The sequence below is a fragment of the Nostoc sp. ChiSLP03a genome (genome assembly GCF_034531215.2).
Lineage (GTDB): Bacteria > Cyanobacteriota > Cyanobacteriia > Cyanobacteriales > Nostocaceae > Nostoc.
This window is the reverse complement of sequence record NZ_JAVRBQ020000150.1, coordinates 1-12,470: the sequence shown is the minus strand read 5'-3', so window position 1 is coordinate 12,470 and position 12,470 is coordinate 1. Positions and strand designations below refer to the sequence as shown.

Sequence of the window (12,470 nt, the reverse complement as noted above, 5' to 3'; positions counted from 1 at the left end):
CAATAGGTCATCAGTGATAGCATAAATTGTAATTATTTCGTTTAACATTACCCCTCCTAATTTTTCCTCTGGAGGGGATTTTATTGCTTATGCAATGCCACCTGAACACCTGCAAGCATAACTAGCAACTTGGGTTAATAGTGTGATTTAGCTCACAAGTTGCAAATAAAAATGATATAAAGATTCTACTAAAGACATCTGCTATTTCTATACAACAAAATGATAAAATATTACTTAATTAAATTTAAATTTTTACAAGAATTAAATAGGTAAAAATCAGCTGTATCATTGTAAGCAAAGTTAAATAATTATAGAAAATTATGATTTGTTGACTTCAGTCTTTTACGTTTTCGATGATATTGTTGTACTTTAATTTCAGTTTGATGACTAGATTATCTGAGCAATTCCTAAAAGCTTTCTTCACTCTTTTAAAAGTCAACTCCACAGATTTACAAATTATCATTGTATTTTAAGAGTTTTAACTTCTAAATCCTAACTTTGTTTGTATGGCAGAACAACAGCAGTGGACTATAACAGCAACTGAACAACCACCAGAGTGGTTTATCCAAGCAGTGAAACAGTATACACCTGCATCAAGTGGACTGTATGCAGCGCAGTTGTTGTGGCAACGAGGTATTAAAGATCGTCAACAATTAACAGCTTTTATCAACTATAAAGTTTATCAACCAGCAAGTCCCTTTGAGTTTGGGCAAGAAATGTATCTAGCGATCGCACGGTTGCGACAAGCATATAATACTAAAGAAAAAATCGCCATTTGGGGAGATTTCGATGCCGATGGGATTACTGCTACATCGGTACTTTGGGATGGATTGGGGCAGTTTTTCGCTCAAAATACTCAGTTACTTTATTATATTCCCAATCGCCTGAAAGAGTCCCACGGACTTAATAATCAAGGGATTGATAACTTAGCAAAAGAAGGTTGCAAATTAATAGTTACTTGCGATACAGGTAGCACAAATGTTGAGGAAATTATCTATGCTAAACAGCTAGGTATAGATGTAATAGTTACAGACCATCACACCTTACCAGCCGAACGCCCACCTGTTGCAGCAATTATCAATCCCCGCTATTTTCCAAAAGAACATCAGTTATTTAATCTGTCTGGAGTGGCAGTAGCTTATAAGTTGGTGGAAGCGCTATATCAAAGTCTACCTAATGTTGCAAAATATCCCTTAGAAGATTTATTAGATTTAGTTGCAGTTGGATTAATTGCTGACTTAGTGCAGTTAAGTGGAGATTGCCGCTACTTGGCACAGATGGGAATTCAACGGCTGCAAGAAGACTTTAAACAGCCAGCAGTAGCACGACGGCGGCCAGGGGTGGGAAGATTATTAGAATTGTGCCAGAAAAGTGGCGATCGCCCTACAGATATTTCTTTTGGTTTGGGGCCGAGAATTAACGCCGTTAGTCGCATTCAAGGTGATGCCAGTTTTTGCGTTAAATTATTAACTAGTCGGGATGTCAAACGTTGTAACGAACTCGCCGAAGTTACAGAACTCGCCAACGCCCGCCGCAAATCTTTACAAAAAGATGTACAAGCACAAGTAGCGCAAAAACTTACTCAATTAGATTTATCAACCACCAGCGTCATTGTCTTAGAAGATGCCCAATGGCCTGCGGGTGTATTGGGCTTAGTTGCGGGACAGGTAGCACAAGAAACTGGACGCCCGACGATTTTGTTGAGTACGGAAGGAGCAGGGGAAGCAGGGGAAGCAGGGGGAGCAGGGGGAGAGATTACTTCTTTATCTTCTAACTCAGAACTCAGAACTCAGAACTCAGAACTCATCTTAGCTCGTGGTTCTGCTCGTTCGGTGAATTCTGTCGATTTATATCAGCTGGTGAAAGAGCAAGCACATTTGTTACATCGCTTTGGGGGACATCCCTTTGCAGCTGGTTTGAGTTTGTTGGTGGAGAATATTCCTTTATTTACAGCGGCGATTAATCAGCAGTTGCGGCAATCTTTGGGTAGTACAACTCTAACGCCAACTGTACAAGCAGACTTGACGGTAACGGTAGCCGACTTGGGTAAAGAGTTATTTTTGGAACTGAAACTGTTAGAACCTTGTGGAATGGGTAATCCTGTTCCGAAATTGCTAATTCAAAACTGCTGGTTTGAAAATTCTTGGCATCGCAATCAGCAGGATTGGCAAGGGAAAAAGGTACAGTACATTAAAGCTGAGTTTGATATTCGGGATGATTCTAGCAGAAGTGCTTTTCCTGGCTTATGGTGGGGACATTACAAAGATGAATTGCCCATAGGAAGATGTGATTGCATAGCAGAATTAGACTACAACACCTTCAAAAAACGTTATGAAATCAGATTAATTGCCGTGCGTTCTTCTGCTAACTCAGCACTCACTACTCAGCATCTACCCTTGATCCTAGACTTACGGAATCAGGAACACTCAGCAACTCAACATGGGCTAAACCTTAGCTATCCGCTAACAGGACTAATTATTGAAGATTGTCCCACGAATTGGGATGATTTACGTATGTGGTTGCGGCGATGTTTGGCGATCGGCCGCTCTACGTCTGGGCTTGAGAATCAGCAACAATTAGCGATCGCTTGGTCTAAACCTAAGCATCAACCACCCAATCAAATTTGGCTGACTCTTGTCGGAATTGCCAAATATCTCAGTCGTACAAATCAACTAGTTACCCGCGGACAACTTTTAGAAAAAATCGGCATCAGCGACCAAACCTTACTTGTCGGAATCAAAGCTTTAAAATATTTAGGGTTTACAGTTAAACGACAAGACCGTTCTTTGCAAATTACCTGGAATCCAAACGATAGTGTAGAAAACCTTGCTGACGAAGCAGTTGCACGATTTTTAGCTGCTGTCCGAGAAGAACAATTTCAGCAAGAGTATTTTGCGGAAGTTCCTTTATCTACAATTGTGGCGATCGCCAGCTATGACAGTAAATAATTTAAAGGGTTTATAGCGTTTACTACCCTAACAAAATAGGGATTTTCAACCAAGTCCCATCTTGCGTAGTGCGATCGCGATCGCACTAAATTACAGCAGTTTGCAAGTATAGGAATTACCTAGCTTGTGAGTCCTATCGGGTGTCATCCCTGAAGTTAAAGAGGTGTCACAGAAGGCTCTTGCACCCTATCATTAACAGTTTTTGGTTCTACAACAGCTTCTCGACCTGTAATCAATCTAGAGCGACGATTACGAGTGATATAATTCCACGCCCACTGAAATACTACTAGTAATTTAGTGTCAAACTCGATTAAAAAGTAGATGTGGACTAGTAGCCAAAATGCCCAAGCAAGGAAACCTGTGAGTTTGATTAAGCCTAAATCTACAACAGCTAAATTTTGCCCAATCATCGCCAAACTACCCACATCGTTGTAACGAAATTGTGGCAAAGTTTTACCTTGAAGCCGTCGTTGAATTAATTTACCTACATACTCTCCTTGTTGTTTAGCTACAGGTGCAACACCAGGTAAGACTTTACTATCTTGGTGGGAGAAGTTAGCTAAATCTCCAATTACGAAAATGTTGTCATAACCCTCGATAGACAAGTCAGGTTCTACAATTACACGTCCTGAGAAATCGCACTCTACACCTGTACTTTCTGTTAAGACTTTCCCCATTGGGGAACCTTGGACACCTGCTGCCCACAAGATAGTTTTTGAGGCAATTTCTGTAAATTCATTGTCTTGCTTGAAAGTAACAATATCACCTTCAATATTTGTCACTCTGGTGTGAGTGTGGAGTTCTATACCCAACTTTTGCAAAGATACTGCTGCTGATGCCGATAACTCTGGCGCCATGTGTGGGAGGATGCGAGGGCCCCCTTGTAATAGTAAAATTCTCGTTTCTGAAGTGTCGATGCTGCGGAAATCTTCTTTGAGAGTTTTGTATGCCAATTCTGCGATCGCACCTGCTAATTCTACACCAGTTGGCCCACCCCCCACAATCACAAAATTCAAGAAAGCACGGCGTTTTTCTGGATCAGTTTCTTTTTCTGCTGCTTCAAATGCGCCAAATATCCGACGACGCATTTCTATCGCATCTTCCACAGTTTTCAAACCAGGAGCAACTTTTTCCCAGTGATCTTTACCAAAATAGGAATGGTTAGCACCTGTGGCGACAATTAATGTATCATAAGGTACTATTTCATCGCCCAAAATAACTTGTTGCGCTTTTGGATCAATCTCATTTACTTCTCCCAACAACACCTTTGTATTCTTGCTTTTGCTAAATACAGATCGCAATGGTGCGGAAATATCAGAAGGTGATAGCGTACCTGTGGCAACTTGATATAAAAGCGGCTGAAATAAATGAAAGTTACGTTTATCAATGAGAGTAACATTTACATTCGCTGCATTCAGACCCTTTGCTGCATACAGTCCACCAAAGCCGCCACCAACGACAACAACCCGATGTGGTGCATTCTTTTCAAGTGAGACTTCCATCAAAAATATTTCCTTGTGTTAAGAAGTTGTAACTATTCTTAACAAAGATGTAACAGCATTATGATAATGGTTGCTGTCTATTTAGAACAATTGAAGAAATGATGAAAGTAGTCAAAGTTAATTTTTATCGAGTAAGGCAGGGGGCATGAGGAAAACTGCCCGACGCTGGATGACTCACTACCGCTGTGCTATACGCCAGTCTTACAGAATTCAGAATGAATTCTGATTCCTGACTCTTGAATTCTGTTCGATGGATCGAGCCGCTCAAAATGTGCTTTGAATAATTCCGCCATCTACTTGCAGTATGACTCCGTTCACAAATAGGTTCTATAGCTAGAGCGCTGTGTAATATTAAACCGTTACCGCCCTTACCAATTGGGGCATAACCTTCTTTATTTAGCCTCTATACTGCCATAATGGCGTTAGGTCGCAAAAACTTTTAAGTGACAAACGAGATAATCTCGTTCGTATTGCTTTAATCCAAAGCGCAAGGTTCCTCTTGCCGTGGATAAGCAGCGTTCTTATCCACGGTGAGTTCTTCAAAGCGCAGCGATACACCCGTGGAGTTCGGGCGTGTTGAGCGCCAAGACTTTAGCGGGTCTGTTCAGCAGAAACGTCGAAGCGATCGAGCATCATCACCTTGTTCCAGGCTGCAACGAAGTCCTTGACCATCCGCTCGTGACCGTCATCAGCGCCATAGACTTCAGCAATCTGACGCAGCTGGGCGTTCGAGCCGAAGATGAGATCGCAGCGGGTTGCGGTGAACTTCGCTGCACCGGTTTCGCGATCGCAGATGTCAAAAAGCATCTCGCGATTGTCAACAGGCTTCCACTCGTAGTCCATACTGGTCAGAACACGGAAAAAGTCATTGGTCAAGACACCCGGTCGGTCAGTGAAGCTACCGTGCTTTGAATAGTCCCAGTTCTGATCGAGCGCCCGAAGTCCGCCAACTAGAACCGTCCATTCGGGCGCGGTCAGCGTCAGGAGCTGCGCTCGATCCAGGAAGATACGCTCTGGCTTCACCTTATAGCCAACCGCCTCATTGTGATAATTTCTGAAACCATCCGAAACTGGCTTCAGCCAATTAAACATTTCAACATCTGTCAGCTCCTGAGTCGTATCCATCCGCCCCGGAGTAAACGGGACGGCAACGGCAAGTCCAGCCTCTTGTGCAGCCTTCTCGACCGCAGCACAACCACCGAGGACGATTAGGTCTGCGATCGAGATTTTTTTGTTGCCCGACTGAGCGCCGTTAAAATCTGCCTGAATTTGCTCAAGGGTCGATAGCACTTCGCCGAGTTCCTGCGGACGGTTGATTTCCCAGTTTTTCTGGGGATTGAGGCGAACGCGCGCCCCATTTGCGCCGCCGCGCTTGTCGGAATGGCGGTGAATCGATGCCGCTGCCCAAGCGGCTGACACGAGCGCCGAAACCGAGAGTCCACTCGCTAAAATCCGCTCCTTGAGAGACTTAATATCGGCGGCATCCACGACATCATGATCGAGTGCCGGAATTGGATCTTGCCAGATCAGATCTTCCTCTGGAATTTCTGGACCGAGATAGCGCGTTTTCGGACCCATATCCCGATGGATCAGCTTATACCAAGCGCGCGCGAACGCATCGCTGAAGTAATTGAAGTCACCCAAGAAGCGCTGACAAACCTCGTGATAGGCCGGATCGACCTTTAAGGCAATGTCCGAAGTCATCATCATTAACGGGTGCTCAACGCCCGGTTGATGGGCATCCGGTGTCTTTGGCGCATCAGGATTGCTCGGCTTCCACTGAATGGCACCTACTGGACTCTTTGTCTGTTCCCAATCGTACTTAAAAAGATTGGTTAGGTAGCTGTTGTCCCACTGGGTTGGATTTGGAGTCCACGATCCTTCGATCCCGTTCGTCATCGTATATTCGGCAAACCCAGTGCCTTCAGGGTTCTGCCACCCCAAGCCCATCGCCTGAATCGGCGCGGCTTCCGGGGCTGGACCAATCTTGTCTGGCGAGACCATGCCGTGACTTTTGCCAAAGGCATGACCCCCTGCAATCAGCGCGACAGTTTCTTCGTCATTCATGCCCATACGCGCAAACGTCTCGCGAATGTCTCGCGCCGAGCCATAGGGGTCGCCTTCGGCGTTTGGACCCTCTGGATTGACGTAAATTAGCGCTTGATGCGAAGCCGCTAGCGGGTTTTCAAGGTCGTAGTATTGCTCGTCCGGTTTTCCAACCCACCGAATCGTGCGAGTGACCATCTCGTCAGGATGACCAGGGTGTTCCTTAACATCGTCAACTGGATCGCCGTTCCAGAACTCCGGTCCCCAGTATGTCGCGCGATCCGCCTCCCAGGCATCAATGCGACCGCCACCAAAGCCGAAGGTCTTTAACCCCATGATTTCGAGCGCGCAGTTGCCAGTCAGACTCATCAAATCAGCCCAGCTTATTGCCGCACCATATTTCTGCTTGATGGGCCAGAGCAGCCGTCGTGATTTATCTGTGTTCCCATTATCCCACCATGAATTGATGGGTGCAAAGCGTTGCATACCCTGACTCGCTCCACCCCGACCGTCTGCGATCCGGTAGGTGCCTGCGGCGTGCCACGCCATGCGAATCATTTGAGGTCCATAATTACCATAGTCGGCGGGCCACCAGTCCTTTGAATCGGTCAGCAGCGCTTTGATATCGCTCTTCAACTGTTCAAAGTCAAGCTTCGCGAAGGCTCCTTTGTAATCGAAATCTCGCAGTGGGTTAGCTTGGGGCAAATTTTGGTGAAGCAGTTCGACCTGAAGTCGGTTCGGCCACCAATCATCAACTTGCGGCTTGGAGCCGAGCGCGCCGCCAATGCGGGTTCCCCGGAAGGGACATTGTGCAGCAGGGGTGGCAGGGTTGTTGTTCATGGGGCTGTTATTCATTCAGTTCAATCCTTCTTCATTTTCAATTCTCTCTAACAGTTTATGTTAGTCAAGCTGTGTTGAGTGCCGCCATTTGTGGCGGTTTGAACGGCAAGTACCTTCATCGCTAAAGTTCTTGCAAGTGCTCAATGAGCTACCCTTTGCTAAGGGCATTCATTAGGGCACATTTATGCTATTAAACCGATATCTGACCAAAAACCTGCAAGATGTCCCGAAAAGGCTTATTTTACGTTGTAAATAACGGCTTTTTTGAATCGGAAGTAACAAATTATCAAAACCAGACAGGACAAGGGTTTCCAGACCATCTTGCAGAAAATTACTCAAATCTCGGCCACCCGTGACAGGTTGAGAGAATTGCACATTTGTCAAGTGGGTACGAAAAAAGGGGAGAAGTAATATAAGAATAAACAGTTTGTCCAAACTTAATTTCAATTAAACGTAAATTAAGAACAGGTGCGCCACCACGCCCAGTACTCCAGCATTGCTTGTCACCTTTAGCACCCGATTTTCATTACTTTACCATATATGCTGTGCTATTTCTCAAATCCTTTGCCGATAAGACCTTCAAGACTTAACGGCAAAAGTCAGGTTCACAAATGAGGCTGCTGGTGAACTCAGAAATACCGCAACATTGGCAAACTCTTCTGGTGTCCCCATACGACTTTACAGTAACTTGAAGCCAAGGTTATTGAGAGCTTCACGCAAGCGATCGCGTCCTCTCAATGATTCTACAGTGGCAATGCGTTGGGCTGAGTGTTCTGACCAATCACCAGCAATATTCATCTTTTGTTCAGTATAAAATTCTTTGATGATGTCGTTGTAGTGAGCGATCGCTTCTTCTTGTTCTGCCAATTTATAGGTTTCATGATGCAGCACAGCTGACTGGGGCAACCTTGGCTTAATCGCCGCTTCTACTTCAGGATTTGGATAGCCTACACACAGCCCAAATACAGCATACACAGAGTCGGGCAAATTCAATATCTCTGCTACCTCTTGTGGGTGGTTCCTGATTCCACCGATATATACTGTTCCTAAACCAAGTGACTCAGCTGCAACTGCGGCATTTTGCGCCGCCAACGTTGCATCAATTGTTGCCATCACAAACATTTCCAAATATTCCAGCGCATCATGAGATATGCCGCGACTGTCAGCAACGTGACTTAGACGCGCCAAATCTGCTAACCAAACTAAGAATAAAGGAACCTGCTTAATATGTGCTTGGTTTCCCGCTAGCTTAGATAACTCCTCTTTGCGGTGTCGATCTTCGACTGCTACCACACTCCAAGTTTGCAAATTCGAGGAAGTAGATGCAGATTGGGCCGCTGCAATTAGCAATTCTAGAGTTCCCGGTGGTAAAGGATCGGCTAGATAAGACCGAATTGAACGGTGAGATAGTAGTGCTGTTAGCGAATCATTCCATGCAATTTCGGGGTTGAAGGGAATTTCACCGTAGCGCGATCGCAGTAATTCTGTAGGATTAGTCATAATCAATTCCAGGATTCAAAATTCAAAAATTGTCAGTTGTTTTATTGCTAACATCAATTTCATTTTTGTTAGTATCGTTTGGTTTTATTCTGCCAACATACTTACACCCGATTCATTGTACTTCTTGGCATTGTAGGGAAAAGGAATAAAAAACCTTTTCCCTTTAACCTTTCCCCTTTTACCCCCTCTTGCAAAAATATATTTTTGCAAGAGGTCTATTGTACTAGTTTAAGTTTTTGGTGAGAAAGCAGCATATTCTTCTTTTGTCAACATTGCATCCTTCACATTTATTTCTTTGGGAATTAACTTCAATTTGTAATATGTATCTGCAACACCTTGTTGTAGATTTATCAAATTGTCGTCAATTGGTACAATCCCAAAAGTCCGCCTGTTAGTTGCTTTTTTCATCGTTTCTAAATCAATTCCTAACACAGGTGCGAGAGTTTTTGCTACTTCTTCTCGATTCTGTTTAGACCATTCTTCAAGATTTTTAATTTCCTCCACTATTGCCTTGACAGTTTGGGTATTTTCAGTAACAAATTTGCGACTCATCAAATAATATCCTCCCTGTTTATTAATTCCTGTGCCATCAATCAGGACTCTGGCTTTAGTTGCCTCTTGAGCCGCAGCATAGAAAGGGTCCCAAATTACCCAGGCATCTACACTTCCTTTCACAAATGCAGCACGAGCATCAGCCGGAGCCAAATATTTAGGTTCAATATCTGTATATTTTAATCCCGCTTTTTCTAAAGCTTGGACTAACAATAAATGGGCACTAGAACCTTTTTGAAAGGTAACTCTTTTGCCCTTCAAGTCAGTAACTTTTTGAATTTGCGAATTTTGAGGAACAAGAATTGCAGAACTAGCCGGAGTAGCCGCAGTACCAACAACGTAAGTTAGTGATGTTCCCGCTGCTTGGGCAAATATTGGCGGTGATTCTCCCACAGGGCCAATGTCAATACTACCCACATTCATCGCTTCTAGTAGTTGTGGCCCCGCTTGAAATTCAGTCCACTTTACAGTTATTCCTTCTGGCGCTAAACGCTTTTCTAAAACACCCTTAGTTCTCAGCAAAATGGTCGATTTTTGATAGCCAAATCTGACTACTTTACTGGAAGTAGAATTACCCTGAGATGTGGCACTGGGATTAGGGACATTAACAGTCGGTGTCGATGAACAAGCAGCAAATAGCAAGCTCAGACAAAGACCTGTAACAAAAGCCCCCACTGTTGGCAAAGGAGAAGAAAAGAATAATTGATGCTCTTTGTTAAAGGGGATATTCTTGAATTTTATCAACGATATCCACTTGGGAATTAAGCAGCGAAAGATTTGGTTAATCATCAAAATGGTTTCTCTGAGCTATATAAATACTATAAACTTATAGGTTTACCGGAGTATATAAATAAATTTTTAAATGACATCAAAATAGCGGGAAGTAAGTTAACTGGAAACTTCCCCGCCGATTATCTTAATGCCAAAAAACACAGCACTAATTTAGTAAATCAGGTTCTTCGCGTACAATGCGATCGTAAAGCGGCTGGAAACTGAACCACCCACTTACATGTGACCCCACTTGAGTTTGTGTTAAACGGGCTGTTTCGTGTTTGATCGTAGTGGGTCTACCCGCAGCTTCGGCTAACAGTTGGCCTTGGCACGATCGCTCTAAGCTAATGTACCAAAAGGCAGCTTCATCGACTGTATGTCCCACAGTTAAAATGCTATGGTTACGTAGGATTATGGCTTTCTTTGGCCCCAAGGCTTGCGCCAATCGCTGACCTTCAGAAGTTTCTAAAACAACACCTGTAAAATCGTCAAACAGGGCATGGTCTTCGTAAAAAGCACAAGAATCTTGAGTCAAGGGGTCAAGGAGACGCCCCAAACTAGACCAGGCTTTACCATAAAGTGAATGGGCGTGAGCCGCGGCGATGACATCAGGTCGAGCTTCATGAATCTGAGAATGGATGGCGAAAGCAGCTTGGTTTACTTCCGCATCGCCTTTAACCACTTCACCTTCTTTGTTAACTAGAATCAGGTCAGAAACTCGGATATGACCAAAGTATGCCCCGAATGGATTGACCCAGAAATGGTCTGTAAACTCAGGATCGCGAGCCGTAATATGGCCTGCGATTCCCTCACTGAAGCCAAACTTACCAAACAGGCGAAAGGCGGCGGCGAGACGTTGCTTGCGGTGCAGGCGTTCGTCTTCAACTCGCTCGAAAACTGGGGGTTTTGGTCTAATATAATTGGCCATGTTATTTTTCCTCCTCTTCTTTACAGGGAGCGTTGGAATATCCAGAGCGAAAGGATTTGACGCTGTGAGATTCTGGGATGAACTGGTGACGCAAAATACAACCAGTATCATTACCTAAAATATGGATGGATACAGATGCGCTCTGGGATGTGGTTTTAACGGCGTGGATATCACCATCTGGTGGTAAGAGGCGGTAGATATCACCTGGTTGAAGGCTACGCACTTCAGTTACTTGTAATTGTGCGTGTCCTTCTACATCACTGTTATCTACACGGCGATAGACTGTTTCTTCTTGATCGCCCTTGTATAAACCAATCAATCCCCAGGCTAAATGATCGTGGACGGGAGTCGTTGAACCTGGGGGAATTACCAAACTGAATACCGACAGCGAACGATCTTGAGCGCGATAAAGCAGCCATTGACCAATACCGCCACCCATCCGGCTTTCGGGATTGACTTGGGCAAACTTTTGGGGTAGCCATTGCTGTTGGGCAAGGAGTTCTTGAAAATAGGGTTCTAATCTAGCGAGAGTTTGTGTGCGATCGTTAACAGTGCTAGCGCTAATTTCTTGCACTGTTGCGACAAAGGATCGTAGCTCTTGGCTCTCAATAAACCATTGGTCTTCTGGTAACAGTTCTAAAATAGTGTGGTTCGTCATCTATATTCCTCTGTTTAGGAGGCGACTAAGATTAACTAATTACGAATTACGAATTACGAATTACGAATTATTTTAATACCAGGATGAATCTTAAAGCCAAGTTGCTCAAATTTTAGATGAGAAAAAGACTCCTTCAGAATGATAGTAAAAGGATATCGCTGAAATACAGTAGCTTTACCTTGTGACAATAGCAGCCTAGCATGGCTGATGCGTACTGGATATAACGGTTGTTTGTTGGCATCAAGAATGAATACTTTAGTCATACAATTTTAAATTTTAGATTTGCGATCGCCAGCTATGACAGTAAATAATTTAAAGGGTTTATAGCATTTGCTACACAGCCTCTTTCCCCTTGCTCCTCTGCTCCCCGGTAACAGAGCGACTTGCCTTGAGCGAAGTCGAAAGGAGCCGAAGTGCTGCTCCCCTGCTCCTTTTATAAAAGGAGAAGATAAGAATGAGAGTCTAGAAGTCAACTCCAGCATTCTCGTCTTTACCTCTCATTTAGGGATTGCCAAGAAATAAATCATCCAATTTTGTGGAATGTCCCACAATCATTTGTAGTTGGATATTTTTATTAAGAAGCCTCTTATACCAATTTAATGTGAAGTTGCACATATCTTGATCCCCCTAAATCCCCCTTGAAAAGGGGGACTTTGATAGATGTTTTTCCGGTTCCCCCCTTTTTAAGGGGGGTTAGGGGGGATCGAATTCTATGCAGCTTTATA

Annotated in this window: 8 protein-coding genes; 1 reads left to right on the top strand and 7 read right to left on the bottom strand. The window is 44.0% G+C overall.

The window, feature by feature from the left end; all coding sequences use genetic code 11:
* Positions 1-506: 506 nt before the first annotated feature.
* On the top strand, positions 507-2,948 hold the full coding sequence (locus RMY32_RS25575; RefSeq protein WP_322714273.1) for a single-stranded-DNA-specific exonuclease RecJ: 2,442 nt from the start codon (positions 507-509) through the stop codon (positions 2,946-2,948).
* 155 nt (positions 2,949-3,103) lie between these two features.
* Here RMY32_RS25575 and RMY32_RS25570 read toward each other — a convergent pair whose 3' ends face one another.
* From RMY32_RS25570 to RMY32_RS25540, 7 genes are all read right to left on the bottom strand, one after another.
* Positions 3,104-4,450 carry an NAD(P)/FAD-dependent oxidoreductase gene (locus RMY32_RS25570; protein ID WP_322714272.1) on the bottom strand — a complete coding sequence of 449 codons (1,347 nt, stop codon included), beginning with the start codon at positions 4,448-4,450 and terminating at the stop codon, positions 3,104-3,106.
* A 591-nt stretch (positions 4,451-5,041) separates the two neighbouring features.
* Complete coding sequence (gene katG / locus RMY32_RS25565; RefSeq protein WP_322714271.1) at positions 5,042-7,351, bottom strand: catalase/peroxidase HPI; 2,310 nt, start codon at positions 7,349-7,351, stop codon at positions 5,042-5,044.
* 663 nt (positions 7,352-8,014) lie between these two features.
* A complete protein-coding gene (locus RMY32_RS25560) occupies positions 8,015-8,836 on the bottom strand; it encodes an NADPH-dependent oxidoreductase (RefSeq protein ID WP_322714270.1) in 822 nt (273 codons plus the stop codon).
* A 228-nt stretch (positions 8,837-9,064) separates the two neighbouring features.
* Complete coding sequence (locus RMY32_RS25555) at positions 9,065-10,177, bottom strand: sulfonate ABC transporter substrate-binding protein (protein WP_322714269.1); 1,113 nt, start codon at positions 10,175-10,177, stop codon at positions 9,065-9,067.
* A 148-nt stretch (positions 10,178-10,325) separates the two neighbouring features.
* Positions 10,326-11,087, bottom strand: coding sequence for a class II aldolase/adducin family protein (locus tag RMY32_RS25550; protein WP_322695135.1), 762 nt, complete (start codon positions 11,085-11,087; stop codon positions 10,326-10,328).
* Position 11,088: 1 nt separating this feature from the next.
* On the bottom strand, positions 11,089-11,745 hold the full coding sequence (locus RMY32_RS25545; protein WP_322714268.1) for a cysteine dioxygenase family protein: 657 nt from the start codon (positions 11,743-11,745) through the stop codon (positions 11,089-11,091).
* Positions 11,746-11,798: 53 nt separating this feature from the next.
* Positions 11,799-12,008 (bottom strand): RRXRR domain-containing protein, encoded by a 210-nt coding sequence (locus RMY32_RS25540; protein ID WP_322714267.1) that lies wholly within the window; start codon positions 12,006-12,008, stop codon positions 11,799-11,801.
* Between the last annotated feature and the right edge of the window lie 462 nt (positions 12,009-12,470).